The following is a 26,241-nucleotide window of genomic DNA, read 5'->3' as shown; positions in this document are numbered from 1 at the left end:
CGGTGTTCATCCCGATACGTACTCCGGCGGTGCCGTCGGACCACGCATCAGGAACGCGTGGCGGCACCCCCGTGTCACTTCATCCGCGTCGCCCACTCCTGCACCTTGGCGATGCGCTGGCGCAACTGACCCGCCGTCGCCTCGGCGCTGGGCGGGCCGCCGCACACCCGGCGCAGCTCGGTGTGGACGACCCCGTGCGGCTTGCCGCTCTGGTGGACGTACGCGCCGACCATCGTGTTGAGCTGCCGGCGCAGCTCCATCAGCTCCTTGTGGGTCACCACCGGCCGCCGGTCGGCGGGCAGTTCGAGGAGGTCGGCCTCGGTGTCGGGCCGCTTGCGGCTGTGCGCGATCTGCCGGGCCTGCCGCTTCTGCAGCAGCATCTGCACCTGTTCGGGTTCGAGCAGGCCCGGGATGCCGAGGTAGTCCTGCTCCTCCTCGCTGCCCGGGTGGGCCTGCATGCCGAACTCGGCGCCGTCGTAGAGGACCCGGTCGAAGACGGCGTCGGACTCCAGCGCCTCGAAGGGCAGCATGTCCTGCTCGCCGGTGTCCTCGTCCTGCTCGCGGTTCGCCTCGTCCATCTCCTTCTCGGACTCGGCGTACGGGTCCTCCTCGCCGTCCTTCTTCGGCTTGTCGAGGGCGTGGTCGCGCTCGACCTCCATCTCGTTGGCGAAGGTCAGCAGGTCCGGGACGGTCGGCAGGAACACGGAGGCGGTCTCGCCGCGCCTGCGGGACCGTACGAAACGGCCGACGGCCTGGGCGAAGAAGAGCGGGGTGGAGATGGTGGTGGCGTACACCCCGACCGCGAGCCGGGGCACGTCGACGCCCTCGGACACCATGCGGACGGCGACCATCCAGCGGTCCTCGCTGCCGCTGAAGTCGTCGATCCGGTTCGAGGCGCCGGCGTCGTCGGAGAGGACGAGTGTCGCGCTGCTGCCCGTGATCTCGCGGATCAGTTTGGCGTAGGCGCGGGCGGAGTCCTGGTCGGAGGCGATGACCAGGGCGCCCGCGTCCGGGATCGCCTTGCGGACCTCGGTCAGCCGCTGGTCGGCGGCACGGAGCACGGCCGGCATCCACTCGCCGCGCGGGTCGAGCGCGGTGCGCCAGGCCTGGCTGACGGCGTCCTTGGTCATCGGCTCGCCCAGCTTGGCGGCGACCTCGTCGCCCGCCTTCGTGCGCCAGCGCATGTTGCCGCTGTAGGAGAGGAAGATGACGGGCCGGACGACGCCGTCGGAGAGGGCGGAGCCGTAGCCGTAGGTGTAGTCGGCGGCCGAACGCCGGATGCCGGCCCCGTCCTCCTCGTACGTGACGAACGGGATGGGGTTGGTGTCGGAGCGGAACGGCGTACCGGTGAGGGCGAGACGGCGGGTCGCGGGCTCGAACGCCTCAAGGCACGCCTCGCCCCACGACTTGGAGTCGCCGGCGTGGTGGATCTCGTCGAGGATGACGAGGGTCTTGCGCTGCTCGACGCGGTTGCGGTGCAGCATGGGGCGCACGCCGACACCGGCGTACGTGACGGCGATGCCGTGGTACGACTTGCCGAGCGGGCCCGCGCTGTACTCCGGGTCGAGCTTGATGCCTATCCGCGCGGCGGCCTCCGCCCACTGCTTCTTCAGGTGCTCGGTCGGCGCGACCACGGTCACCTGCTGGACGACGTGGTGGTGCAGCAGCCAGGAGGCCAGCGTCAGCGCGAAGGTCGTCTTTCCGGCGCCGGGGGTGGCCACCGCCAGGAAGTCACGGGGCTGGGTCTGGACGTACTTCTCCATCGCCCCCTGCTGCCAGGCACGCAGCTTCCCGGCGGTACCCCAGGGGGCGCGACCGGGGAAGGCGGGCGAGAGGTGATGCGAGTGGGACGAGCTGGCGGCGGTAGTAGTCACGGTCTCCGGTTCGCTGTGCTGGGGGGCTCGGCTACGTATGACGACCGGGCCACCCTACCGGCGGCCCGCCGGTGTCAACGCGCCGACGGCACGGCGTCACCCGGGGATGGGACTGAGGTCACATCGCTCGCTCCGCGAGCTCCCGCAGCGCCTCACCGATCACCTTGACTTCTTCGAGAGCGCCCTTCGCCACGTCGATGACCAGGCGCTCGGCGGCGTCGATGTCCGGGCGCAGCTGCACGTTGTTCAGCGCCAGGAAGACGACGCAGGACGTCCAGGCCGTGCGCTTGTTCCCATCCACGAAGGGGCGGTTGATGGCCAGCGACTGCAGGAGCGCCGCCGCCTTGTCGCACAGGTCGATGTAGGCCTCCTGACCGAACATCGAAGCTGACGGCCGGTGCACCGTCGACTCCAGCAGGCCCGCCTCACGCACGACGACTTTCTGATCGTCCACGGCAAGTTCGGCGATGGCCAGGACGTCCTCGGCCGACAGATAGATGCACGTCACTTCAGCCGCTCCAGAAGCTCTGCCCACTTGGCGGTTTGCTCCTTCGCCGCCTTGCGGACCAGCGCCTCGTGCGCCGTCCTGGCAGGTCAAAGTGGTACCACTCAGGAATGAGCCCGCACCCGCCGCGTCACCCACGCCCCCGTCAGCGCCACCGCCGCCATCGGCAGGAAGACCACCGCGAACGCCGCCGGGTGGGAGGCGGAGGCGGTGGTCGCGGTGGTGTGGGCCACCGTGCCGCCGCCCAGCGCGGCGAAGGCGGCGCCGCCCGCGGCGAGCAGGACGACGTTGGAAAGGGCGTCGGAGATCTGCAGGGCCGCGGAGTTGGTGCCGGCCTCCTCAGGGGCGGACAGCCGCAGCAGCAGCACGCTGGTGGAGGCGATGACCAGGCCCATGCCGAAGCAGCCGAAGGCCCAGGCGACGGCGACCGTCCAGACCGGGACGGCCTCGATCAGCACACTGGGCGCGGCGGCGATGGCCGCGGCCACCAGCACCATCCCGAGGGTCATCAGCCGCTCCCGGTGCTGCGCCATCCGCGGCCGCGACTGCACCCACGAGCCCAGCGCCCAGGTGACCCCGCCCGCCGCGAGGGAGAACCCGGCCAGCGTCGGGGACAGCCCCCGCTGGGTGACGAGCATCAGCGGCACGAAGGACTCGGCGGCGATGAACGAGCCCGCCGCGACCCCGCGCAGCAGCACCACGGACGGCAGCCCGCGCGCCGCCCGGTACGTGCCGCGCGGCAGCAGCCCCCGCACGGCCGGGACCAGCAGCGCGGCCCCCGCCGCCCCGGGCAGCAGCGACAGCCAGCGCAGATCCTGCGCCGCGTACTGCAGCAGCCCGGCGCCCAGGGAGATGCCGAGGGCGAGCCGGATGCGGCGCAGGTCGAAGGAGGACCGCTCGGCGCCCTCCCCGGCGCCCTCGCCCACCGGGCCGCCCGCCCGCCGTCGTATCTGCGGCAGGGCGATCGCCAGCGGGAACACCACGAGCACCGGGATGCCGACGAACACCCAGCGCCAACCCAGGTGTTCCGTCACCGCGCCCGAGGCGAGCGGGCCGACGATCGACGGGACCACCCAGGCCGCCGCGAACGCCGCCATGATCGACGGGCGCAGCCGCTCGGGGTAGGCCCGGCCGACGATGACGTACAGGGCGACGATCACCAGGCCGCCGCCGAGTCCCTGCACGGCCCGCCCGGCGATGAACACCCACATCGTGCTCGCCGTTCCCGCCAGCAGCAGCCCGGCCACGAACGAGCCGATCCCCGCGGTCAGCGGCGCCAGGGGCCCCCGGCGGTCCGACCACTGCCCGGAGAGGACCATCCCGAACAGGCTGGTGGTGAAGAACCCCGAGAACGCGAACGCGTACAGCGACACCCCGTCCAGTTCCCGCGCCGCGACGGGCATCGCCGTACCGACGGCGGTCGCCTCGAAGGCGATCAGCAGGACGACGGAGACGATCCCGATGCTCAGCGCCCGGTGGTTGCGGCTCAGCACGGTGTCGGTCGCCATGTCGTGGGGACCGGATCTGTCAGAGATGTCCGCGACCTCGGTGTCGCGCGGTTCCAGGGCGCTCATGGTCGCCAGCGTAAGGTGCGCAGTCCGCTTTGGCCCCTGTCGGGAGTCGGCCCGCGGCCGGGACCTTGGTCGTAGGCCGTGCGACCGAGCGGTTCAGCGGCGGGTGGCCCGGCGGCGCAGGAGCCAGAGGGTGAAGGCGAGGGTGGAGACGTCCTTGGTGAGGGGAACCGGGGCGACTTCGGGGCCGGTCCAGGTGAGGACGGCGCCGGTGGTGCCGTCGACCAGCAGGCTGCTGCCGCCGGCGAAGCGTCCGAGGCGTATCAAGTGGTGGGCGCGGGCGGGGAGTTCGTCCGGCCAGAAGTCGTCGGGGCACTCGTCGGCGCAGAACTCGGCGAGCGTCGGCAGGCGTACGTCGGTGTCGGACTGGAGGAGTACGCCGTCCTCGGGCAGGCCCGTGTCGCGCAGGAAGCGGCGGGTGGGCTCGTGGGTGAGCGTGGCGGGGAAGTCGACTTCCTCGTAGCGCGCGATCCGGCCGTGGCCGAACTCACGGTGCAGCAGGCGGGCGCGCAGGTCGAGGGTCAGCCCGGAGGCCGTGCCGGGCCTCACGGCCGGCACCGCCGCGCGGACACGGGCCGCCGGGCGGATGGGAGCCGCCGCCGGGCGGAACGCGAACTCGCCGTACCGGCAGCGCAGATCGCGGCCCGCCTCGGGCAGGGTGATCACCCTGACAACGGTGTCGGTCGTGCTCATCGCTCCCCCGTGCGGTTCGGTTCAGGTTCCGGAACGGACTGCGTCCCGGGCTGGGCGGGTCCGGGTGCCGCGCCTCGGGCGACGGCCCTTTCCCACTGCCCGAAGACTACGCCCCCTCACTGACAACGCCTCAAAACGGAAGACGCCGGGCGGGCGCCCGGCGTTCCCTTCCGGCCCGGGCAACCGCGGGCGAACACCGCTCACTGCGTCGTCACGACCGCGGCCTGCGGGCGGATCGGCAGACGGTTGACGGGACGGCCCGTGGCGGCGCGCACCGCGGAGGCGACGGCCGCCGGGGAGGTCACCACCGGTACCGCGCTGACCGCCTTCGCGCCGAAGGGGGCGACGACGTCCCGCTCCTCGACCAGTTTCACGATCCGGACGTCGGGCGCGTCCAGGGCCGTGGGCAGGGCGTAGCCCGTGAGGTCGGGGTGGCGGACCAGCCCGCGCGGGGTGCGCAGGTTCTCCGTGAGGGCGATGCCCACGCCCTGGGTGACGCCCCCCTCGATCCGGGCGGCCAGCTGGGCCGGGTTGAGCACCCGGCCCACGTCCTGGGCGAGGGCGATCTCCACGACCCGTACCGAGCCCAGTTCGATGTCCACGTCCACCACCGCGCGGATGGCGCAGAAGGCCAGGCCCACGAAGGCGTCCCCCTGGCCCGACTCGTCCAGCGGCTCGGTGGGGTGCGGACGGCACTGGGCTGTCGCCCACAGCTCCTTGCCGTCCAGCGCCTCCGTGACCGTGGTGGACAGCACGCCGTCGTACGACGTGATCTTGCCGTCGGTGATCTGGAGCAGCTCGGTGGACATGCCGAACTTGTGGGCGAGCGGCTGGAGGAGCTGGGTGCGGACCATCTTCGCCGCGCGTTCCACCGCGCCGCCCGACACCCAGGTGTGACGGCCGCGGCAGCCCGCGCCGGCCGGCGGCTGGTCGGTGTCGACCGGGGCCACGTGCACCTCGTCGACGCCGAGCGTGTCCTGGACGATCTGCCGGGCGAGCGTCGTGAAGCCCTGGCCGGACTCCACCGCCGCGCACAGCACCGTCGCCACGCCGCCCTGGACCCGCACGGTAGCCGTGGAGACCTCGTCGGCGCCCTCCGCGCCGAGCATGTGCACCATGCCCAGGCCGTAGCCCACGCCCCGGCGCACCGCGCCCGGTTCGCCCGCTCCCTCGAGGCCGCCGGGCAGCAGCCACTCGTCCTCGGGGACGTCCTTGGGCAGCGGCGGCAGCGGGTGGTCCCGTACGGCCTGGAGCAGTTCGGCGACCGGGGCCGGGCACGTCACCGTCTGGCCGGTCGGCAGCACGTCGCCGGTCGCCATGACGTTGCGCAGGCGCACCTCGGCCGGGTCCAGGCCGAGCTTCTTGGCCAGCTTGTCCATCTGCGCCTCGTAGGCGGCGCACACCTGCATCGCGCCCTCGCCGCGGACATGGCCGGAGGGCGGGTTGTTGGTGCGCACGGCCCAGCCCTCGATGAAGGCGTTCGGGACGACGTAGGGGCCGCAGGCGAAGGACACGGCGGCGGCGAGGGCGTCGGAGGAGGTGTCGGCGTAGGCGCCCGCGTCCAGCAGGATCTGCGCCTCGACCTTGACCAACGTGCCCTCGGCGTCGGCGTGGTGGCGGTAGCGCAGGAGCGTCGGATGGCGGTGGGTGTGGCCCAGGAACGACTCCTCGCGGGTCGCCGTGAGCTTCACCGGGCAGCCGGTCCTCAGCGCGAGCAGGCCGAGCGGGAGCTGGAAGCCCTGGTCCTCGCGGTCGGCGGTGGCGCCCGGCACGCCGGTGACGACGATCTTCACGCGCTCGGGTTCCAGTCCGTAGCAGGCGGCGAGCGCGTCGCGGTCGGTGTGCGGGTCGGTGGAGGCCAGGTACAGCTCCACCCCGCCGTCGGGGCGGGGCACCGCGAGACCTGCCTCGGCGCCGATGGGGGCCGGGTCCTGTCGGCCGATGCGGTACAGGCCCTCGACGACGACCTCGCCGGCCGCCTCCGGGTCGCCGTGGCGCAGCGGGATGTGCCGGATCAGGTTGCCGTCGGGGTGCAACGGCTCGGCCTCGAAAGCCTGTTCGGGGTCGGTCACCGGGTCGAGCACCTCGTACTCGACGATGACGGCGGCGGCGGCCATCCGCGCGGTGTCCGGGTGGTCGGCGGCCACGGCCGCGATGGGCTCGCCGTGGTGGCGTACGACCTCGGAGGCGAACACCGGGCGGTCGGGCGTGCCGCGGCCGTACACGGGGCGGCCCGGGACGTCCTCGTGGGTGACGACGGCCCGTACGCCGGGCATCTCGCGCGCGTGCGCCGTGTCGATGGACACGATGCGCGCGTGCGGGTGCGGCGAGCGCAGCACGGCCGCCCACAGCAGGCCCTCGGCCCACAGGTCGGCCGCGTACGGGAAGGTGCCCTCCGTCTTGGCACGGGCGTCGGCGGCCGGCAGTGAGGAGCCGAGACCGTGCGGCAGGGATTCGGGCGCGGGGGCGGTCTCCGCGGCGGCGGTGGCGGCTTCGTTGCTCACGCCTGGCCTCCGTCCTGGCCGTAGGGGTCGTGCGGTGCCGGGGTGTCGAACGCGGAGGGGTGGACCCCGCCGGCGCCCGGACCCGCCTGGTGGGGGATGCGCGGCTCCTCGGCCTCCTGCTCGGCCTCGTCCGCCGCCGTGTACGCCTCGCGTTCGGTGACGACCTCCTTGACGGCCTGGAGGACGCCCCGGTAGCCCGTGCAGCGGCACAGGTTGCCGCACAGCGCCTGACGGGTCTCCAGCTCGGTCGGGTCCGGGTTGCCCTCCAGCAGGTCGTGCACGGTCATCGCCATGCCGGGCACGCAGAAGCCGCACTGGACCGCGCCGCACCGGGCGAGCGCCCGCTGCACGTCCGAGGGCTGCCCGTCCACGGCCAGCCCCTCGACCGTGCGCACCTCGCTGCCGGCCGCGGTGACCGCGGGCACCAGGCAGGAGGCGACCAGGCGTCCGTCGACCTGTACGTTGCAGGCGCCGCACTCACCCTGCGAGCAGCCGTCCTTGGCGCCCGCGAGCCCGAGCCGCTCGCGCAGCACGTACAGCAGCGACTCGCCGATCCAGGCGTCGGTGACGGGCCGGTCGGCGCCGTTGACGCGCAGCACGTACGAGGCGAGCGGGTGCTCGTCCTGCGGGGGCGCGGGAGGCGGGTCCTCCTGGGTGGCGGCATCCGGCTGTCCGGCGGCCGGGTCCGGGCCGGCGGCCGCGCCGTCCGGGGTCGCGGAGCCGGAGCCCGTGACGGGCTCTCCGGCGGCCCGGGAGGCCGGCTGGGCCTCCCGGGGCGAGCCGGGCCGTGCGGGCGGCCCGGCGGGCCCCTCGGCGGCCTCCACGGCCCCTCGGGGGTCCTCGCCGGCCTCGGCCGCGCCGGAGGCCGGCCGCGGGGAGTCCGCGTCGGACTCCGCCGGGGACTCGGACCGGGGCCGCGAGGCCTGCGCGCCTTGTTCCGCGCGGAGTTGGGCTTGCCGCTCCGCCGGGGAACCGGTGGCGCCCTGCCCGGGTACGGCGGCCGCGCCCGGTCCGCGCGGAGCCTCGGGTCCCCGAGCGGCAGCGGTGTCCGCGCCGGGTCCGGCCACGGTCGGCGGGAACGGCCGGGCGGCCTCCGACGCGGGCTCCTCGGCCGCGTGGCGGACCCCCGCCGGATGCCCGTCCGCACGGTCCGCGCCCGAAGCCGCCGGCTCGCCCTCGCCCGCACCGCCCGCCGAAGTCCCGGCCCTGTAAGCGTCCTGGACCGCCCCGGCACCGTGCGCGCCCGCGCCCGGCCCTCCGGCCGGCGAACCGCCACCGGCCACACCGCCCGCGGCGGGAGGCCCCGGCAACCGCACGTCCGCGCGCGAGCCGTCCACCGTCGTGCCGTACGCGGCTTCAGCCGCCCCGGCACCGTTTCCGCCACCGCCCGGCCCACCGACCGGGGAACCGCCACCGGCCGCGTCGCCCGGAGCGGAAGCCCCCGGCAACCGCACGTCTCCACGCGCGCCGTACGCCGCTTCAGCCGGCCCGGCACCCTGCCCGCCCGCGCCCGGCCCTCCGGCCGGGAACGCGGCGCCGGCCGGTCCGTTCTCGTAGGTGTGCGCGGCCGGTGCGCTCCCGTGCGGGCCGTCCGCCGGGGGCTCGCCGGGCTGTCCGGGCGCCTCGGCGCCGGTGCGGGGGCGGCTCCAGGCCTGGCCGACCTCCTCCGTGGCCCACGGGGCGGCCGCGCCGCCGGGGAGGGTGGTCGGAGGGGTGCCGCCCCACTGCTGGACCAGCGACGACGTGGTGAACTCGCCTGATTCGTCCGGGATGTCACCCCCGGCGACCGGGATCGACCACTGTCCGGTCACGTCATGTCCGGGCGCGGGAGGGGCCTGAGCGGCCGGGCCCGCCTGGGCCTCGTCGAAGTTCCACTGCTGGGTGGCCTCGGGACGGTACGTGAACCGGTCGTCCGCGCCCGCGTCCTGGGGCACGGCGTTCGGGTCGGGCCACTGGGTGCCCGGGGCGGGCACGCCCGGCACGGCCCAACCGCCCGTCCCCGCCGGGTCGGTCGCCGCCTGCTGGGCGGGCGTGACCGCTATCGGCGGCGGCACGTACCCGTGGCCGGGCGCCGCGAGCGGGCTGTGGGCGGCGAGGAGGGCGTCGATGCCGCCCTCGGGCAGCTTCACGAACGCGGTGGCGCCGTCGTCGTACTCGCCCTGCGGCAGCGGGTCCCATCGGCCGCCGCTGCCCGGCGTGCCCTCCGCGTGCTGGTCGTCGGTCACGACAGCGCCCTCCCCAGTGCTCGTCGGGCCAGCGCGGCGACGGTGCGCCGCAGGTGCAGTACGGCGGGCGGAAGCTGCTGCACGGAGCCGTCCTCGGCCGGAACCGGATCGGGGATGCAGGCCGCGGCCACGTACTCGCCGAAGGCGTTCTGCGCCTCCGGGACGATCACGCGGCCGTTGTCCCAGTCGATGAGCTGGGCCACCCAGTGCTCGGCGTCCAGCGGCCGCAGCGGCATCGGCGCTATGGCGCCCACCGCGCACCGCACCCCGCGCCGGGCCGGGTCGAGGACCAGCGCCACGGACGCGACCGCGCGGCCCGGTCCGGTGCGGCCGGTCGCCTTGAGGAAGACCTGCGGCGCGTGCAGCAGCGGCACGCGCACGTAGCCGATGAGCTCGCCCGCGCGGAGCATCTCCACGCCGGCCAGCAGGTGCGACACCGGGATCTCCCGGCGGGCTCCGCCCGGGCCCGCGATGATCAGGATCGCCTCCAGGGCGGCCAGCACCGGCAGCGCGTCCCCGGTGGGGGCGGCGGAGGCGATGTTGCCGCCCAGGGTGCCGGCGTTGCGGATGTGCGGCGGGCCCGCGGCGCGCGCGGCGGCGGCCAGCGCCGGGATCAGCGCGGCGAAGTCGGGGCGCCCCATGCGCGCGTGGGTGAGCCCGGCGCCGAGCAGCGCGTGGCCGTCCTGGTACTGCCAGCCGCGGATCTCGCTGATCCGGCCGAGGCCGACGAGCGCGGTGGGCCTGAGCTGCCCGGAGTTGACGGCGGCCATGAGGTCGGTGCCGCCCGCCACGGGCACCGCGGCGGGCATGGCCGTGAGTGCCGCCACCGCCTCGTTCAGCGTCGTGGGCAGCGTGACGGCCTTCGCCGCCTGAGGTGCGTGCGTGGTCAAAACCGGCTGCCCCTTCCCGCTGCCCCCACTGGTCCCACCTGTGCTGCCGTACGGTACGTGCTGACAGGGCGGACGTGGCAACTCTGGCACATCTTCGCAGGGCCCGAAGACAGGGGTCCGCTAGGTGGCATTCGCCCACCTCATCGGGGACATGGCCCGATTTGGCACACCATCACCGGTGCGAGCGAATTCCCACTCTTCGCTGACTCTTGCGACCTTTTTCCGGCACCTGTTCGAGACGGCGGGCGGTGCCGGCCGGTCCGCCGCCTCCCGCTACCTCGGCGGCGGACCGTCGAGGGGCCGCCCGAGGATGCCGGGGCGCCGCTGCCACGGGTGCGGCCCGGTGGGCGGCCGGTAGCGGACGCCCAGGGCGTCCAGACGCCCGTAGTGGGCGGTCATCCGCCGCTCGAAATCCGCGAAGTCCCGTTCCGCCGGGGCGGGCAGGGCACTCCAGGCGACCTCGGCGAACGCGGCCAGCCTGGGGAACGCCTGGTAGTCCACGCGCGCCTGATCCTCCATCACCTCGGTCCACACGTTGGCCTGCGCGCCCAGCACATGGCGGGCCTGGGCGCCGTCCAGCTCCGGGGGGACCGGCTCGAACCGGTAGACGTCCTCCAGGGTGCGTACGAAGCCGATCGGCACGGGCTCGTCCTCGCCCGGGGCCTGGCGGTGGTCCAGGTACACCTCCTGCTCGGGGCACATGACGACGTCGTGGCCGGCCCGCGCGGCGGCGATCCCGCCCTCGTACCCGCGCCAGGACGACACCGCGGCCCCTGCCGCCAGGCCGCCCTCCAGGATCTCGTCCCAGCCGATGAGCCTTCGCCCGCGCGCGGTGAGCCAGGCGTCGAAGTGGCCGACGAACCAGGCCTGGAGCTCGTCCTCGCCGGCCAGTCCGAGTTCCCGGATCCGTGCCTGCGCGGCCGGCGAGGCCCGCCACTGCTCCTTGGGGCACTCGTCACCGCCGATGTGGACGAACCCCGAGAACCCCGGGAACCCCGGCCCGTTGGACGTCACGGCGTCCGCCGGGAACAGTTCGAGCAGTTCCTCGAAGACGCCCTCGTAGAAGCGCAGGGTGGTGTCGGTGGGGGCGAGGACGTTCGGGTTGACGCCCCAGTCGTCCCAGACGGTGAGGGCGGCGGTGTCGACGACGTCGGTGTTGCCGAGTTCCGGGTACGCGGCGATGGCGGCCTGCGAGTGCCCGGGCACGTCGATCTCGGGGACGACGGCGATGTGCCGCTCGGCCGCGTAGGCGACGATCTCCCGGATGTCGTCCTGCGTGTAGTGGCCGCCGTGCGGTTTGTCCTCCCACAGCGGGGACGCCCGGTGGCCGAATCTCGTCCGCGCCCGCCAGGAGCCGACCTCCGTCAGCCTCGGGTACCGCTTGATCTCGATCCGCCAGCCCTGGTCGTCGGTCAGGTGGAAGTGCAGCACGTTGAGTTTGTGCGCGGCCATCAGGTCGAGGTAGCGCAGGACGCCGTCCTTCGGCATGAAGTGGCGGGCCACGTCGAGCATCAGGCCGCGCCAGCGGAAGCGGGGGGCGTCCTCGATCACCCCCGCCGGGACCGCGTGGCCGGCGTCCGGCCGTACGGGGGCGCGCCGGAAGGCGTCGGGGCCGAGCAGCTGGCGCAGGGTCTGCGCACCCCAGAACACCCCGGCCGGGGAGCCGCCGCGGATCTCGACGCCCCGGCCGGCGACGGCGGCGAGCCGGTACGCCTCGGGTTCCAGGGAGTCGTCCAGACGCAGCCGTACGGAGTCCGGGTCCTCCTCGGCGCCGGGCGGGAAGGGCAGGCCGAGGGCCGCGCCGAGTGTGCCGCGCAGCCAGCGTTCCGTGCCACCGGTGCCCTCGGCGGCCCAGAGGGTGGTGCCCCGGTCGAGCGGGACGGCGCGGTCCGGGGAGACGGCCACGGCGCGCGGGGCCGGAATCACGTCGGTCATGCCACCCATGGGTAGCGCTGGCCGCGACACGGCGCAACGAGCGTTGCACATCGTGCACGGGCCGTCCGACGACACAGGCCCCCGACGCACGCCGGAGCGCGCCTCGGGGGCCCTGCGAGTCTCTGCCGAGCGGGGAGCCGGTTACTTCTTCTTGTCGTCGCCGCCTTCGCCGCCGCCGCTCATGGATTCGTAGATCTCCTTGCACAGCGGGCAGACGGGGTACTTCTTCGGGTCGCGGCCCGGCACCCACACCTTGCCGCACAGCGCCACGACGGGCGTACCGTCGAGGGCGCTCGCCATGATCTTGTCCTTCTGGACGTAGTGGGCGAAGCGCTCGTGGTCGCCGTCGCCGTGGGACACCTGCGGCGTCGGCTCGACGAGGGTACCCGTACCAGTGCCGCGCTCGGGCTCGAGAGTGCTCATACGGCAAGGGTACTGAAGGCCCCGGGCATCAGTTGAGCGAAGGGTCGTCCGGATATGTGGCGACCATCGCCAGTTCGTTGCGCTGGCGGCGCAGCACCTCGCGCCACAGTCTCTCGGGGGACGGGGAGGACACGTCGCCGGGTTCCGACTCGACGACGTACCAGGCCCCCTCCGCCAGCTCGTCCTCGAGCTGGCCGGGGCCCCAGCCGGCGTATCCGGCGAAGATCCGCAGCGAGCCGAGGGCGGCGGCCAGCAGCTCGGGAGGTGCCTCCAGATCGACGAGACCGATCGCGCCGTGCACCCGGCGCCAGCCCAGCGGGGCGCCCCCGCCGGAGCCGCCGGGGATGACGGCGACGCCGAGTGCGGAGTCCAGCGACACCGGGCCGCCCTGGAAGACGACGCCGGGCTCCCCGGTGAGATCCGCCCAGCCCTCCAGGATGTCGCCCACGTCCACGGGGGTGGGACGGTTGAGGACGACACCGAGGGAGCCCTCCTCGTCGTGGTCGAGAAGGAGCACCACCGCACGGTCGAAGTTCGGGTCCGCCAGGGCGGGCGTAGCCACGAGCAGCCGCCCTGTGAGCGAGGACACCTCGGTCATGCCAGACATGATCCCGCATCTTCCCTGCGCATGGGGAGCCAATCCGGCTACGGGGGTGAGCGCAGCTCAGGGGACACGGAAGCGTCACCGGCGCACGGCGGCCGCGGTGACCGCACGTGCCCGGCGCTCAACGGGACGTGTTGGCGCAGGGTCCCGAGCCAACCCGGGCCGCCGACGGGCTTTCTGAAGGGGGGCGCACGGCGACTACCCTGTCTCTCCGGCCCCCTCCGAAGTGATCGGCCGGATCCTGCCCACCTCATCGGAACGCGAGATACATGACCGTCAACGGCACTGATGACGTCCTGCTTGTCCACGGCGGAACCCCGCTGGAGGGCGAGATCCGTGTCCGCGGTGCGAAGAACCTCGTACCGAAGGCCATGGTCGCCGCTCTGCTGGGAGGTGAGCCAAGTCGCCTCCGCAACGTTCCGGACATCCGTGACGTGCGTGTCGTGCGCGGTCTGCTGCAACTGCACGGGGTGACGGTCCGTCCGGGTGACGAGCCGGGTGAGCTGGTGCTCGACCCGACCCGGGTGGAGAGCGCGAACGTCGCCGACATCGATGCCCACGCGGGCTCCTCGCGCATCCCGATCCTGTTCTGCGGGCCGCTGCTGCACCGTCTGGGGCACGCGTTCATCCCCGGCCTGGGCGGCTGCGACATCGGCGGCCGGCCCATCGACTTCCACTTCGACGTGCTGCGGCAGTTCGGCGCGGTCATCGAGAAGCGGGCGGACGGGCAGTACCTGGAGGCCCCCAAGGGGCTGCGCGGTACGAAGATCCGGCTGCCGTACCCGTCCGTCGGCGCGACCGAGCAGGTGCTGCTGACGGCCGTGCTGGCCGAGGGTGTCACCGAGCTGTCCAACGCGGCCGTGGAGCCGGAGATCGAGGACCTGATCTGCGTCCTGCAGAAGATGGGCGCGATCATCGCGATCGACACCGACCGCACGATCCGGATCACGGGTGTGGAGAAGCTCGGCGGCTACAACCACCGGGCGCTTTCGGACCGCCTTGAGGCGGCGTCCTGGGCGTCCGCGGCGCTGGCCACCGAGGGCGACATCTACGTCCGCGGCGCCCAGCAGCGGTCGATGATGACCTTCCTGAACACCTACCGGAAGGTCGGCGGCGCGTTCCGGATCGACGACGAGGGCATCCGCTTCTGGCACCCGGGCGGCCAGCTGAAGTCCATCGCGCTGGAGACGGACGTGCACCCCGGTTTCCAGACCGACTGGCAGCAGCCGCTTGTGGTCGCCCTGACCCAGGCCACGGGCCTGTCGATCATCCACGAGACGGTGTACGAGTCGCGGCTGGGCTTCACCTCCGCGCTCAACCAGATGGGCGCGCACATCCAGCTCTACCGCGAGTGCCTGGGCGGCTCCGACTGCCGCTTCGGCCAGCGCAACTTCCTGCACTCCGCGGTGGTGTCCGGCCCGACCCGGCTCCAGGGCGCCGACCTGGTCATCCCCGACCTGCGCGGCGGCTTCTCCTACCTGATCGCGGCCCTGGCCGCCCAGGGCACCTCCCGCGTCCACGGCATCGACCTGATCAACCGCGGCTACGAGAACTTCATGGAGAAGCTCATGGAGCTGGGCGCCAAGGTGGAGCTTCCGGGCCAGGCCCTCGGCTGACCGAACCCCCCAGCCGGGCCCTCGGCTGGTCCACGCTCCCCCGGCGGGCGCCGGAGGAGCGTGGGTACGACTTTGGGGCGGCCCCCGGTGAGGGGGACCGCCCCATTGGCGTCGTGATGGCCTGAGGGCCGGCCTGCAGCGTCTCGTACGCCGTCCCACGGCGTACGAGACGGCTAGGTCACTTGCCCTTGGCCGCTTCCTTGAGCTTGCTGCCCGCGGAGACCTTCACGCTGTAGCCGGCCGGGATCTGGATCGGCTCGCCGGTCTGCGGGTTGCGAGCGGTGCGAGCGGCACGGTGGGTGCGCTCGAAGGTCAGGAAACCAGGGATGGTGACCTTCTCGTCCCCCTTGGAGACGATGTCGCCGACGACGTCGGCGAACGCGGCCAGCACGGCGTCGGCGTCCTTGCGGGTCACCTCGGCACGGTCGGCCAGCGCGGCCACCAGCTCACTGCGGTTCATGTTGTTACTCCCGTGTTCTTCTTACCGTTGCGGCGAGGCCGCATGTTGGGCACAGCGAAGCCGATGCTGCCAGGGTCCTCGGTGAGTCCCCGGACCCGGGTCCGTCGCCGAACCCTCGCGCCCAGGGAGGCATCCTGCCCCCACCTGCGGCGCGAATGCCAATCCGGCACCCATAGGAGTCGTGAGAACACCCTTGGGAGTCACACGAAGAGATGCCCGAGCCTGGCCGTCACGATAAGGCTCCACCGGCGGCGGGATGCTTCACGACGCGCCGGTTTCGCCGCGCCGTGGCAATCGTCACGCCGTTGCCGCCGTCTTCGCGGCCGCCTCCCGGACCGCCCCGGCCACCGCGCCGGCGACCTTGTCGTTGAAGACGCTCGGAATGATGTAGTTCGGGTTCAGCTCGTCCCCGGTGACCACGTCGGCGAGGGCCTGCGCGGCGGCCAGCATCATCTCCGTGTTGACGGTCCGGGACTGCGCGTCCAGCAGGCCGCGGAAGACACCCGGGAAGACCAGCACGTTGTTGATCTGGTTGGGGAAGTCGGAGCGGCCGGTGGCCACAACTGCCGCCGTCTGACGGGCAATTGCCGGGTCCACCTCGGGGTCGGGGTTCGCGAGCGCGAACACGATCGCGCCCTCCGCCATGGCGGCCACGTCGTCCCCGTCGAGCACGTTGGGCGCCGAGACGCCGATGAAGACGTCCGCGCCCTGCACGGCCTCCTTCAGCGTGCCGCTCAGGCCCTCCGGGTTGGTGTTGTCCGCGATCCAGCGCAGCGGGGAGTCCGGGGCGGCCCCGACGAGGTCCTCACGCTCGGCGTGCACCACACCGTGGATGTCGGCGACGACGGCGTTCTTCACGCCCGCGGCGAGCAGCAGCCGCAGGATCGCCGTGCCGGCCGCGCCGGCGCCGGACATCACCACGCGCACGCTGTCGATCGACTTGCCGACCACGCGCAGCGCGTTGGTCAGCGCGGAGAGCACGACGATCGCGGTGCCGTGCTGGTCGTCGTGGAAGACGGGGATGTCGAGGGCCTCGCGCAGCCGGGCCTCGATCTCGAAGCAGCGGGGCGCGGAGATGTCCTCCAGGTTGATGCCCGCGAAGCCGGGGGCGATCGCCTTGACGATCTCGACGATCGCGTCGCTGTCCTGGGTGTCCAGGCAGATCGGCCAGGCGTCGATGCCGGCGAAGCGCTTGAAGAGGGCCGCCTTGCCCTCCATGACCGGCAGTGCGGCCTTCGGGCCGATGTTGCCCAGGCCCAGCACGGCCGAGCCGTCCGTCACGACCGCAACCGAGTTGCGCTTGATGGTCAGGCGCCGGGCGTCCTCGGGGTTCTCCGCGATCGCCATGCACACACGGGCCACACCGGGGGTGTAGACCATGGACAGGTCGTCACGGTTGCGGATGGGGTGCTTGGACGCCATCTCGATCTTGCCGCCGAGGTGCATGAGGAACGTACGGTCCGAGACCTTGCCCAGCGTGACGCCCTCGATGCCGCGCAGCTTCTCGACGATCTCCTCGGCGTGGGCCGTCGAGGTGGCCGCGATGGTGACGTCGATACGGAGCCTCTCGTGGCCCGACGCGGTGACGTCGAGGCCGGTCACCGAGCCTCCGGAGGACTCCACGGCCGTGGTGAGCTGCGATACGGCGGTTCCGCCCGCCGGCACCTCCAGACGGATGGTCATCGAGTAGGAGACGCTGGGCGCCGTTGCCATGGCCGACTTCCTCTGCTTTCACCGTGTCGCGAAGTTCTGCCGTCCGATCGTCGCACCTACCCCCGAGTACGTGCTAGCCGCCCCGGGTTGTGGACGTTGTGTTCACCTGGAGGTGCCGATTTCGGAAACTGAATTCCACCATACGAGAACTGGCGAAGCGACGGAAGATGCGCAGGCGGCAAAAGAGGCCCACGTCACATCAGTGACGTGGGCCTCCTGGAGGTTTGTATGACACCGACCCGCCATGCTCGCCTCGCGGCAAGTGGTCGCTCGTAGCGACGAAGGTTGGGCCCGGGGGCTTGGATCGGGCCGGTGTCGTACTCAGGCTAACAAACGGATCCCTGATGGCCATTCCCGTCGCTGCGGTTACCCCGGGTTCAGTCCCGCAGCAGATCCGGCACCCCGGCCCCGTCCGGCTCGTCCCGCTCCCCGGAGACCACCGTCAGCTGCTGGGTGGCCCTGGTCAGGGCCACGTACAGGACCCGCAGACCGGCCGGGGACTCGTCCGCGATCTCCGCGGGCGAGACGACGACCGTCGCGTCGTACTCCAGGCCCTTGGCCTCCAGGCTGCCGAGGGCCACCACACGGTCGCCGAGCCCGGCCAGCCAGCGCCTGGCCTCCTCGCGCCGGTTCATGGCGACGACCACGCCGACCGTGCCGTCCACCAGGTCCAGCAGTCGCTCGGCCTCCGCCCGCGCGCTCTTCTCCACGGAGCCCCGGACGACGGCGAAGCGCGGCTCCACCCCGGTGGAGCGCACGGCCGTCGGCGCGGTGGAGCCGGGCATGGCCAGGGCGAGGACCCTCGAGGCCAGGTCGGCGATCTCCGCCGGGTTGCGGTAGTTCACGGTCAGTTCGAAGCGGCGTCGCGGCCGGGTGCCCAGGGCCTCGTCGCGGGCCTCGGCCGCCTCGTCCGGGTCGGACCAGGAGGACTGGGCGGGGTCGCCGACGACCGTCCAGGTGGCGTGCCGGCCGCGGCGGCCGACCATCCGCCACTGCATGGGCGTGAGGTCCTGCGCCTCGTCCACGATGACGTGCGCGTACTCGGTGCGCTCCTGTGCGAGGCGCTCCGCCCGCTCCCACTGCGACTCCTCGCGCACCGGCATCAGCTCCTCCAGGCCGGTGAGCTGGTCCAGCGGGTCCAGCTCGCGCCTCCGGCGCGGGCGGGCCGGGGTGCCGAGGATCGCCTGGAGCTCGTCGAGCAGGGCGATGTCGTGCACGGAGTACCCGTTCCGCCGCAGCGAGCGGGCCACCCGGCGCACCTCCCCCGGGTTGAGGATCCGGCGCGCCCAGCGGCCCAGCCGCCGTTCGTCGGCCATGGCGGTGAGCACGGCCGACGGGGTCAGCTCGGGCCACCACGCGTCGAGGAAGGCGACGAAGGAGTCCTCACCGGTCACGTCCTCGTCGAAGGAGGAGCGCAGCTCGGCGGCCAGTTCCGGGTCGGTGTGCCGGCCGGCGGCGCCCGACTTCTCCCACAGGGCGTCCAGCAGCAGCTTGCGGGCGCGCGGGCGCAGCAGGTTGACCGGCGCCGTGCCGCCGAGGGCGGTGCGCCGGACGTGGTCGAGCTCCTCGGCCTCCAGCTCCAGCCGGCGGCCGAAGGCGACGACCCGCAGCCGGTCCGGCGAGCCGTTCGACTCCAGCGCGCCCCGCGCCGCCTTGCGCAGCACCTTCAGCATCCGGTACGAGCCCTTGGCCCGCGCCACCGCAGGAGAGTCGTACAGCGTGGCCTCGGCGCCGTCGACGAGCGAGCCGATCGCCCGGATGGCGACCTGGCCCTCCTCGCCGAGCGAGGGCAGCACGCCCTCGGTGTAGGCCACGAGCAGCGGCGTCGGGGAGACGATCAGGATGCCGCCCGCGTAGCGGCGCCGGTCCTGGTAGAGCAGGTAGGCCGCCCGGTGCAGCGCGACCGCCGTCTTCCCCGTCCCCGGACCGCCCTCGACGTACGTCACCGAGGCGGCGGGGGCGCGGATGACCAGGTCCTGCTCGGCCTGGATGGAGGAGACGATGTCCCGCATGGTGTGGCTGCGGGCCCGGCCGAGCGCGGCCATCAGCGCGCCGTCGCCGATCGCGGGCAGCTCGTGGCCGTCGAGGAAGGCCTTCAGCGCGGGACGCATCAGGTCGTCCTCGACCCCGAGCACGCGCCGCCCCTTGGAGCGGATGACCCGCCGGCGCACGACCCGGCCGGGGTCGACCGGGGTGGAGCGGTAGAACGGGGCCGCGGCCGGTGCCCGCCAGTCGATGACCAGCGGGGAGTAGTCCTCGTCGAGGACGCCGATGCGGCCGATGTGCAGGGTCTCGGCGATGTCCGCCGTGCCGTCCTCGCGGACCGCGCCCTCGGCCGGCTCGACCGCGGTGTACGCGCCGTCCGGGCCCTTCCTGCCGTCCTTGCCGAGCAGCAGGTCGATACGGCCGAAGAGGAAGTCCTCGAACTCGTTGTTCAGCCGGTTGAGGTGGATGCCCGCCCGGAACACCTGCGCGTCGCGCTCGGCCAGCGCGCCGGGTGTACCCACCTGGCCGCGCTGGGCCGCGTCGCGCATGAGGAACTCGGCCTCGTGGATCTTCTCCTCGAGGCGGCGGTACACCCGGTCCAGGTGCTGCTGTTCCACACCGATCTCTCGGTCCCGTACGGAGTCGTGCGCCGCTTCGTGCGCTGCGGCGTGGACCGATCCGACCGCGGAATCCTGTTGAGCCTGTGCGGCCACCGGGCCCCCTTCTGACGTGCTGGGCAGCCGTCAACCGTACGCGAAGGGGGCCCGCTCGCGGAAGCCAATGCCCGTCCGACGGACCGTGTCGCAGACGCGGTCCGCCACACAGTGGCTAGGCGGGTACCTCGACGAGTCGTTTCCCGTCGAAGGTCATCACTTCGAAGTGGTCGATCTGGTTCGGCTCCAGGGCCGCGCCGCCGCGGACGTAGAGGGGGTTCTTGGCCTCCTCCGTCTTGGCGTTCGGGACGCCGTAGCCCCAGTTCGGGACGGACCAGGACGTGACCGTCTCACGCTCGCCGTTCCTGCCGACGGCGATGAGCGAGCACTTCTGCGGGCCGGTGACGTTGTTCAGTTCGAGAACGGCGTTCGTGCCCCAGTCCTTCTTCTCGACGGCGACCGTCGCGGTGACGTTCGTCGTCGGGTCCGTCGCCGTGACCTTGTCGGGCATCGACTCGAAGGCGGACTTCGCGGGGCTCGCGGCCGCCGCGGTGCTGCCGCCGCCGTCCGAGCCGCTCACCGCGACCGCCGTCAGCGGGCCGCCGATGATCAGCGCTGCCGCCGCCGCGACCATGTAGAAGCCGCGCCGGCGCTTCTGGGCGCGGCGCTCGGCGACCTCGTCGACGAGCTTCTCCACCAGGCGCGGGCTGGGCTTGGCCGACAGGGACTCGCCGACCGCGGGTGCGCCGGAGCCCGGCAGGTCCGCGAGCGCGGCCAGCATCGGCTCCATCCCGGCGAGTTCGTCGAGTTGCTGGGCGCACCACTCGCAGGTGGCGAGGTGCGCCTCGAAGGCGGTTGCCTCGGCGTCGTCGAGAATCCCGAGGGCGTAGGCGCCGACGGTCTCGTGCTCGTTCGGAGCCGGGGTTCCCTGCATGGCCCCAGACATACCCGCACCACCCGTTCCGAATCCCCCGTACACGCTCATCACGCCGTCACCCCCCGCTCCTCCAGTGCCAGCTTCATCGACCGCAGGGCGTAGAACACCCGCGAGCGGACGGTGCCGCTGGGTATGCCCAGTGTCTCGGCTGCCTCATTGACGGTACGCCCTTTGAAGTACGTCTCGACGAGCACCTCCCGGTGGGCCGGGGTCAGGTCGTCGAGCGCGTCCGACAGCGTCATCAGCCACAGCGCCTTGTCGATCTCGTCCTCCGCGGGGATGACCTCCAGCGGCGACGGATCGACCTCCTGCGGCCGGGCCTGCCGGCTGCGGTGGCCGTCGATGACGATGCGCCGGGCGACCGTCACCAACCAGGGGCGTACCGAACCGGTGGCCCGATTGAGCTGACCGGCGTTCTTCCAGGCACGGATGAGCGTCTCCTGCACCACGTCCTCGGCACGCTGCCGGTCGCCGGCCACCAGCCGGAGGACATACGCGAGGAGAGGTCCGGCGTGCTCGCGATAGAGCGCACGCATCAACTCCTCATCAGGTTCCGAGGACTGGGACATGCGATGTCGGGCCCTCGATCCACGTTCATTGGCCACGGCCGCATCCTTGCGCACGCCCACCTCCGGTGTCCGGGGCTTCCCCCCAGTCGGTCGCTCGCCGACGGGTACGGATCCCGGGCGCGCCGTGTTCAAAACCGGCCGACGGATTTCTGGATGGTGACGTGACGAGGGAGGACATGGGCGCACATTCCCCCCGCTTGTTCTTTACATTTCCGACACAGAAGTCGGAGTGCCGGCGCTGCCCGCTCCCGACGGGAGCCAAACGGAGTGTTACCGAAATCACTTCGACGCGGAACGCTCACAACCGGCAAATGGGATAGGGGAGTTGCGGCTCCCCGCCCCTCTACGTCCGGGAGAGGGCGGCGCGTCGGCGGTGGCGGGCCACCCGTTCGCGGTTCCCGCAGACCTCGCTGGAGCACCAGCGCCTCCGGCGTCCCCGGGAGGTGTCCAGGTACACGATCGGGCAGTTGTCGCCCTCGCACTGGCGCAGGCCCGCCCGTGCCACGGGATCGGTGAGCAGTTCGACGGTGTCCCGGGCGACGGCCGCGAGCAGGGCCGCGCACTGGGGTTGGCCCGCCAACTCGCGTACGAGGGCGCCGTCTTCGCCTCGCACGGCGCGGGGTGCCGGCGGCGCCGTACGGGCGACGTCGTTGACGCGGGCGAGCGCGAGCTCGTAGGCCCGGACCTCCTGGGCGAGATAGCCGCGCACCAACTTCCCTATGTCTCCGCGCAGTTCCCGGAAGCAGGTGAGCCAGGAGGCGTCGGCGTGCGCCAGCGGGCAGCCGGGCGGGACCAGCCCCGATCCGGTGATCCACGCGCGCAGCGGCGCGAGGGAGTCCAGCCGTTCCACGGGATGGGTGGTGGAGAGGAGATCCAGGCAGACCCGCCCGGCGTCGAACCTCAGCTCGTACGGGGCCGTGGCCGCAGCCAGTGCCATGCGCCTGTCACCGCCTAGGCTCACCCCGGCCGGCAGGCCTCGCCGGGGCATCGTCGGAGGCCGGAAATCCGTTCCCTCCCACAGTGCCCGCCCACCAGCCGGACCGGTAGCCCCCGGGCGGCTCGGGGCCGCCCTCTACCGCGGGTGGCACGGCCCGTTGCCGTACGGGCCCTGGCCACACGGGCCGCCCTGCCGGTCCTGCCCCGGTCGATCCGATTCCGGCTCAGCGGTTCACGGCCTGGATCTCCTGAACCGTGACGTCCTGGGTGTCGCCGAAGGTTCCCTCGGGCAGATCCCCGCCGGTACCGCCGGTACCCGTCCAGTGAATCTTCCAGGTGATGGTGGCCCTCAACCGGTACGAGCCGTCGCCGGACGACCGCAGGTACTCCACCCCGCAGGGCGGTGTCCGGTCGGCCTTCCCCTTGGCGTACGCCTCACCGATACGGCCGCCGTTGATCGCGCAGACCCCTGACGCGGGGTAGGTCTCGGCGTCCGCCGTACCGGGATCGATCTTCAACGAGACCGGCTCGGCAGTGGTGGTCGCGGTAATCCCCAGCACCGGCACGGAAGCCGTCACGGAAACCGGCCTGAACCGCGCCCCGTCCAGCCACGCCCAGGTCGGCAGATTCACCTTGGTCGCCCCGGCCGGGGCAAGCGTCACCTCGGTACCGGGGACACGGATCTCGTTGTAGGCGAGTTCGGCGAGGATCGCGGGGGTGATGGCCTGCGGTGTGTCCGCGGGAGGCGCGGCGCCCTTGTCCACCCAGAAGATGGGCTTGTCACAGTCGAGCGCGCCGGGGTCGCCGGCGCGGCCGGGGGTGACGTACGAGTCCCACCAGTAGCCCTCGCCTTCCTTGTCCTTGTTGAAGTCCTTGTAGGGGTGGCCGTTGACGTACTTGTCACGCTGCTGCGCGTCCCACTCGTACCCCGTCGACTCCGCCTCCCAGATCGGCTCCAGATACGCCTTGAGCTGGTCCGGGCTGTACTTGGGCGCGTAGTAGCAGGCCGGCGGGGTCCAGGCCGTGACAGAAGCCACGGGCCCGGCCGACCGCCCGGCCCCGTTCTCGGACCGGTCGTAGACGACGGCACCGGCGGTGGCGGAGATCTTTTGGTCGTGCTGGTCGCCCTGGACCTGGGTCTCGGACCCTGTGCCCTTGCCACCGGGTACGAAGTCGGCCCAGGCGACCGGTCCGGAGGCCCATACAGCGACACCGGCGACAGCTGCGCACACCGTGATTCTGGCTACGGCTGGCACTGAGCCGCCCCCCTGGTCGAGATGATCTGGGACGTCTGCCAGACACCGTCGGAGTTCTTATCCAGCCGCGTGTTGTACAGCACGTAACTGTTCTTGGTGACCGGCGTCTTGGCGATCTTCTGGGTCTTCTTGTCCTTGCTGAAGCCCTTGCTCTCGTCGGCGCAGAAGATGAGGGCAGCCGATGTCCCGCTCCGCAGCGTCACCTTGCGGTCGTAGTAGCGGGCCTGGCCGGTGAGGGTGGCGCCGGCCTCCTTGAACTGGGCGACCCAGGACAGGGCGGCTTCACGGGCCTTGCCCGTGTTGTAGTAGGCGAGGGCCTCACCCTTCGGGTCGGTTCCCGTGATCGCGGCATCCACGGCGCGCATGCGCTCCGCGCTGTCGGCCAGGACGACGTCCTTCACCGGGTCCCCGGTCTTCGTGTCCTCGAAGACAAGAGTCAGATCCGACGGCAACTCGATCTTCGGTCGCCCCGCCGCCGTCGCGGACGGAGTCGGGGAGGACGGCGTCTCCGTGCCCGTGCCCGTGTCCGCACCCGCGATCTTGTCGTTGGCCTTCGAGTCGCCGTCCGCTCCGCCGCAACCGGCGAGGAGCACTGCGGCCGCCGTGCCGGCGACGACTGTGGTGAGCAGGCGGGTTGGGCGGCGGTTCACAGCAGGCTCCTGGTGGGGCAGGCGGGTTGGGACGAAACAGCCGACACGCTACCGAGATCACCCGCGCCCACACCAGCGAGAGGTTCAACCACCACGCCCGCACATGAGACGTACGCGAACGGAGCCCGCACCTCCGCTCATGGCTCACCGGCCCCGCGGGGACGGTGAGCCATGAGGGGCCGGCCCGTCAGCCGAGTGTGGGCAGAGCCCTGCGTGGAGGGACCGCGTTCAGGAGGTCCTCCGCCACCCGGTTGCCGGTGTTCGCGTCGATGAAGCTGACGCGGACCACCGGGTCGCCCGGGGTGTCGCGGCCGGCCGTGGCGTCCAGGGCGAAGACCACGGACACCGGCCGCGCGTTCGCCCCCGCCCCGTGCACACCCGAGTACAGAAGGATCCGCCAGCCGTCCTCCTCCCAGTGGTCCAGCAGACCCGACCGGACCACCGGGAAGGCGGTCTGCCAGGCGAGGGAGTTCTCCAGCAGTTCGACGCTGGCCGCGACCGGCACCCGGTCCCCCGGCTCGCTGCCGAAGAGCGGATGCCCGAAGACACGCAGCCTCAGCCGGCGCAGCGGCAGCAGCCACCACCGGTCGAGATCGACCGACAGCGCCACCAGGACGGCCACCGCCACGGCCAGGAACACGACCGATCCACCGGGCCGTTCGGTGAGCGTGGACCACCAGACCCCGTGCGCCACCGCCGCCGTCGCGCCGCCCACGAGCACCAGGGCGGCACGCGCGAACGCCCGCCAGGTGATCGGGGTGTCCTCGTTCGCGGAACAGCCGCAGGAGGACTCCGGTGCCAGCGCCCGACCGTAGCCGAGGTAGCCGAGGAACCCGGCCCCGAGGACGGCCGTGGCCGCTCCCGGCACCGGGTTCGCCGGTACGGCCAGCAGCCCCGCGGCGAGCAGGAGTTCCACGGCGCCGGTGCCGCGCAGCACCAGCGCCGCCCGCTCGCTGCTGCGCAGCATCCGGGCGAGCGCCGTCTTCGGTGCCCGGCGCACGGTGTCCCGGTCGAAGAGCTTGACCGCGCCGGTCCACCCCAGCAGACCCGCAAGGACCAGCGGTACGAGGCCCGTTGTCAGTGAGAGCATCCTTCCCTCCCCTTCTCCTCCTCCGATCCGGCCGTCAGTGCCCGACGGAGATACGGACGACATCCACCGAGTTGTCGGACGGCCGCCAGGCGCCGAGCACCTGGGCGCTCTGCCCGATGCGCAGCCTGGACAGGTCCGAGGTGAGCGCGCGACCCGCGTAGGAGGCGTTCGTCGTGTCCTGACGCACGTGGCCGACGATTTCGTGCTGCCCGTGGGAGAAGTGCACCCGGTTCTTCGCGATGCCGCGGATCGTGGTGTCGATGTTCACGATGTTCACCCACACCGCGTCGGCGGCGACGGTGCCGTCCGGCATCGGGACGCCCCGCGCGTACAGCCCGTCCCCGATCTCGATCTCGGCCGCGGTGGTGGGCCGGACCTTCCAGACACTGGTGACGTTGGTCATCTGGACCCGGGCGTGGTCGCCGTAGGATCCCGCGACTTCCAGGACACTGCCGGTGATGCCGGTGATCCGGCCTTCCACGAACGTCGACTTGGGGATCGCCGGGTCGAGCGACGGCTCGGCGGCGAAGGCCGCGTCGGCGTCGAAGCCGCCGAGGGCGGACGCGCCGACGATGGTGGCGCCGGTGAGGGCGGCCGTGGTGAGGAAGCGACGGCGGCCCAGGCCGCCGTCGTCCTTCTGACGGTACGTCATGACGAACTCCCCCTCACTCGTAGATGTAGACCGGCAGCTTGCCGGAGCTGAGGTTGCCGATCGCCGAGAAGGCGGCCGGGGTCAGGTCCAGGACGCGGTTGGTGCGGCAGGCGCCGTTGCAGCAGGTGGCCTCGCCGCACCAGTCCTTGGTGCGCGGTCCGCAGTCGGTGATCGTGATGCAGACGGTGGCGCCGGAGCACTGGTGTCTGATGTTCATCACCGCACCGCAGCCGCGTCTGGGGATGCTCTCGCCGCACAGGTCGGGCCGGGTGATGTCCCAGCATGCCTGTGACGCGTTGGGCCAGGCGCCGTGATTCGCGCTGGACCGGCAGTTGCCGCAGGCGCCGCCGCCCGCGCTGCCGCACGGACCCCAGGAGGATCCGCAACAGAACCAGCTCGTTTCACCGGCCCATAGGCTGGTCGATCCGCAAGCCATCGTGCCGTCTCCCTTTGTCGCTGAATGACGCGCGTGAATGGGCGTGCACGCACACGCCGGACG

The 26,241-nt window shown here is 72.5% G+C and carries 22 protein-coding genes; 1 reads left to right on the top strand and 21 read right to left on the bottom strand.

Annotated elements, in window-relative coordinates:
• Positions 1–74: 74 nt before the first annotated feature.
• The 10 genes from ACWC91_RS03185 to ACWC91_RS03140 all read right to left on the bottom strand — a co-directional run bounded on the left by ACWC91_RS03185 (position 75) and on the right by ACWC91_RS03140 (position 13,218).
• The gene (locus ACWC91_RS03185; protein WP_225078631.1) at positions 75–1,874 is read right to left on the bottom strand and encodes a DEAD/DEAH box helicase; all 1,800 of its coding nucleotides are present in this window, start codon (positions 1,872–1,874) and stop codon (positions 75–77) included.
• 118 nt (positions 1,875–1,992) lie between these two features.
• On the bottom strand, positions 1,993–2,382 hold the full coding sequence (locus tag ACWC91_RS03180) for a type II toxin-antitoxin system death-on-curing family toxin (protein ID WP_225078632.1): 390 nt from the start codon (positions 2,380–2,382) through the stop codon (positions 1,993–1,995).
• A 101-nt stretch (positions 2,383–2,483) separates the two neighbouring features.
• A complete protein-coding gene (locus tag ACWC91_RS03175; RefSeq protein WP_225078633.1) occupies positions 2,484–3,953 on the bottom strand; it encodes an MFS transporter in 1,470 nt (489 codons plus the stop codon).
• Positions 3,954–4,046: 93 nt separating this feature from the next.
• Positions 4,047–4,643, bottom strand: a complete 597-nt coding sequence (locus ACWC91_RS03170) for an SUKH-4 family immunity protein (RefSeq protein ID WP_374114035.1) — start codon at positions 4,641–4,643, stop codon at positions 4,047–4,049.
• Positions 4,644–4,843: 200 nt separating this feature from the next.
• On the bottom strand, positions 4,844–7,147 hold the full coding sequence (locus ACWC91_RS03165) for a xanthine dehydrogenase family protein molybdopterin-binding subunit (RefSeq protein WP_450644506.1): 2,304 nt from the start codon (positions 7,145–7,147) through the stop codon (positions 4,844–4,846).
• Positions 7,144–9,372, bottom strand: coding sequence for a 2Fe-2S iron-sulfur cluster-binding protein (locus tag ACWC91_RS03160; RefSeq protein WP_450725782.1), 2,229 nt, complete (start codon positions 9,370–9,372; stop codon positions 7,144–7,146). The genes ACWC91_RS03165 and ACWC91_RS03160 overlap by 4 nt, the downstream gene beginning before the upstream one ends.
• Positions 9,369–10,262 carry an FAD binding domain-containing protein gene (locus ACWC91_RS03155; RefSeq protein WP_225078636.1) on the bottom strand — a complete coding sequence of 298 codons (894 nt, stop codon included), beginning with the start codon at positions 10,260–10,262 and terminating at the stop codon, positions 9,369–9,371. Before ACWC91_RS03155 ends, ACWC91_RS03160 begins: the two co-directional genes overlap by 4 nt.
• Positions 10,263–10,535: 273 nt before the next feature.
• Positions 10,536–12,197: a beta-N-acetylhexosaminidase gene (locus tag ACWC91_RS03150; protein WP_450643763.1), complete on the bottom strand. Its 1,662-nt coding sequence runs from the start codon at positions 12,195–12,197 to the stop codon at positions 10,536–10,538.
• A gap of 141 nt (positions 12,198–12,338) precedes the next feature.
• Positions 12,339–12,620: a DUF3039 domain-containing protein gene (locus tag ACWC91_RS03145; RefSeq protein WP_141360526.1), complete on the bottom strand. Its 282-nt coding sequence runs from the start codon at positions 12,618–12,620 to the stop codon at positions 12,339–12,341.
• Between the two features lie 28 nt (positions 12,621–12,648).
• Entirely contained in the window at positions 12,649–13,218 is a 570-nt protein-coding gene (locus ACWC91_RS03140; RefSeq protein WP_225078638.1) for a YqgE/AlgH family protein, read from the bottom strand.
• A 275-nt stretch (positions 13,219–13,493) separates the two neighbouring features.
• Between ACWC91_RS03140 and murA the strand changes: the two genes are divergently transcribed.
• The gene (gene murA, locus ACWC91_RS03135; RefSeq protein ID WP_225078639.1) at positions 13,494–14,840 is read left to right on the top strand and encodes a UDP-N-acetylglucosamine 1-carboxyvinyltransferase; all 1,347 of its coding nucleotides are present in this window, start codon (positions 13,494–13,496) and stop codon (positions 14,838–14,840) included.
• Between the two features lie 178 nt (positions 14,841–15,018).
• Here murA and ACWC91_RS03130 read toward each other — a convergent pair whose 3' ends face one another.
• From ACWC91_RS03130 to ACWC91_RS03080, 11 genes are all read right to left on the bottom strand, one after another.
• Entirely contained in the window at positions 15,019–15,300 is a 282-nt protein-coding gene (locus ACWC91_RS03130) for an HU family DNA-binding protein (RefSeq protein WP_003990598.1), read from the bottom strand.
• 297 nt (positions 15,301–15,597) lie between these two features.
• Positions 15,598–17,013 carry an NAD-dependent malic enzyme gene (locus ACWC91_RS03125; protein ID WP_225078641.1) on the bottom strand — a complete coding sequence of 472 codons (1,416 nt, stop codon included), beginning with the start codon at positions 17,011–17,013 and terminating at the stop codon, positions 15,598–15,600.
• Positions 17,014–17,390: 377 nt separating this feature from the next.
• Entirely contained in the window at positions 17,391–19,712 is a 2,322-nt protein-coding gene (locus ACWC91_RS03120) for a HelD family protein (protein WP_281156404.1), read from the bottom strand.
• Between the two features lie 115 nt (positions 19,713–19,827).
• Positions 19,828–20,637, bottom strand: coding sequence for a zf-HC2 domain-containing protein (locus tag ACWC91_RS03115; RefSeq protein WP_450643762.1), 810 nt, complete (start codon positions 20,635–20,637; stop codon positions 19,828–19,830).
• Entirely contained in the window at positions 20,637–21,158 is a 522-nt protein-coding gene (locus tag ACWC91_RS03110) for a sigma-70 family RNA polymerase sigma factor (RefSeq protein WP_019056398.1), read from the bottom strand. Before ACWC91_RS03110 ends, ACWC91_RS03115 begins: the two co-directional genes overlap by 1 nt.
• 343 nt (positions 21,159–21,501) lie before the next feature.
• Entirely contained in the window at positions 21,502–22,095 is a 594-nt protein-coding gene (locus ACWC91_RS03105; RefSeq protein ID WP_450643761.1) for a CGNR zinc finger domain-containing protein, read from the bottom strand.
• A 223-nt stretch (positions 22,096–22,318) separates the two neighbouring features.
• Entirely contained in the window at positions 22,319–23,350 is a 1,032-nt protein-coding gene (locus ACWC91_RS03100; RefSeq protein ID WP_450643760.1) for a hypothetical protein, read from the bottom strand.
• Positions 23,338–24,000: a hypothetical protein gene (locus tag ACWC91_RS03095; RefSeq protein WP_376503488.1), complete on the bottom strand. Its 663-nt coding sequence runs from the start codon at positions 23,998–24,000 to the stop codon at positions 23,338–23,340. The genes ACWC91_RS03100 and ACWC91_RS03095 overlap by 13 nt, the downstream gene beginning before the upstream one ends.
• A gap of 187 nt (positions 24,001–24,187) precedes the next feature.
• Complete coding sequence (locus ACWC91_RS03090; protein ID WP_225078647.1) at positions 24,188–25,090, bottom strand: MauE/DoxX family redox-associated membrane protein; 903 nt, start codon at positions 25,088–25,090, stop codon at positions 24,188–24,190.
• A 34-nt stretch (positions 25,091–25,124) separates the two neighbouring features.
• Positions 25,125–25,742 (bottom strand): cell wall protein, encoded by a 618-nt coding sequence (locus tag ACWC91_RS03085; protein WP_225078648.1) that lies wholly within the window; start codon positions 25,740–25,742, stop codon positions 25,125–25,127.
• Between the two features lie 13 nt (positions 25,743–25,755).
• Positions 25,756–25,959 carry an RlpA-like double-psi beta-barrel domain-containing protein gene (locus tag ACWC91_RS03080; protein WP_324838204.1) on the bottom strand — a complete coding sequence of 68 codons (204 nt, stop codon included), beginning with the start codon at positions 25,957–25,959 and terminating at the stop codon, positions 25,756–25,758.
• Positions 25,960–26,241 lie beyond the last annotated feature (282 nt).

It is taken from the genome of Streptomyces sp. NPDC001204, from assembly GCF_053598035.1.
Note: the sequence above shows the minus strand (reverse complement) of the source record. Positions and strands in the feature narration are given on the sequence as shown.

Excerpts from the sequence above, each read along its gene's own strand:
- ACWC91_RS03175 (WP_225078633.1), bottom strand. The coding sequence starts at position 3,953 with ATGAGCGCCCTGGAACCGCGCGACACCGAGGTCGCGGACATCTCTGAC.
- ACWC91_RS03170 (WP_374114035.1), bottom strand. The coding sequence starts at position 4,643 with ATGAGCACGACCGACACCGTTGTCAGGGTGATCACCCTGCCCGAGGCG.
- ACWC91_RS03150 (WP_450643763.1), bottom strand. The coding sequence starts at position 12,197 with ATGACCGACGTGATTCCGGCCCCGCGCGCCGTGGCCGTCTCCCCGGAC.
- ACWC91_RS03145 (WP_141360526.1), bottom strand. The coding sequence starts at position 12,620 with ATGAGCACTCTCGAGCCCGAGCGCGGCACTGGTACGGGTACCCTCGTC.
- ACWC91_RS03140 (WP_225078638.1), bottom strand. The coding sequence starts at position 13,218 with ATGACCGAGGTGTCCTCGCTCACAGGGCGGCTGCTCGTGGCTACGCCC.
- murA (WP_225078639.1), top strand. The coding sequence starts at position 13,494 with ATGACCGTCAACGGCACTGATGACGTCCTGCTTGTCCACGGCGGAACC.
- ACWC91_RS03130 (WP_003990598.1), bottom strand. The coding sequence starts at position 15,300 with ATGAACCGCAGTGAGCTGGTGGCCGCGCTGGCCGACCGTGCCGAGGTG.
- ACWC91_RS03125 (WP_225078641.1), bottom strand. The coding sequence starts at position 17,013 with ATGGCAACGGCGCCCAGCGTCTCCTACTCGATGACCATCCGTCTGGAG.
- ACWC91_RS03115 (WP_450643762.1), bottom strand. The coding sequence starts at position 20,637 with ATGAGCGTGTACGGGGGATTCGGAACGGGTGGTGCGGGTATGTCTGGG.
- ACWC91_RS03110 (WP_019056398.1), bottom strand. The coding sequence starts at position 21,158 with ATGTCCCAGTCCTCGGAACCTGATGAGGAGTTGATGCGTGCGCTCTAT.
- ACWC91_RS03105 (WP_450643761.1), bottom strand. The coding sequence starts at position 22,095 with ATGGCACTGGCTGCGGCCACGGCCCCGTACGAGCTGAGGTTCGACGCC.
- ACWC91_RS03090 (WP_225078647.1), bottom strand. The coding sequence starts at position 25,090 with ATGCTCTCACTGACAACGGGCCTCGTACCGCTGGTCCTTGCGGGTCTG.
- ACWC91_RS03085 (WP_225078648.1), bottom strand. The coding sequence starts at position 25,742 with ATGACGTACCGTCAGAAGGACGACGGCGGCCTGGGCCGCCGTCGCTTC.
- ACWC91_RS03080 (WP_324838204.1), bottom strand. The coding sequence starts at position 25,959 with ATGAACATCAGACACCAGTGCTCCGGCGCCACCGTCTGCATCACGATC.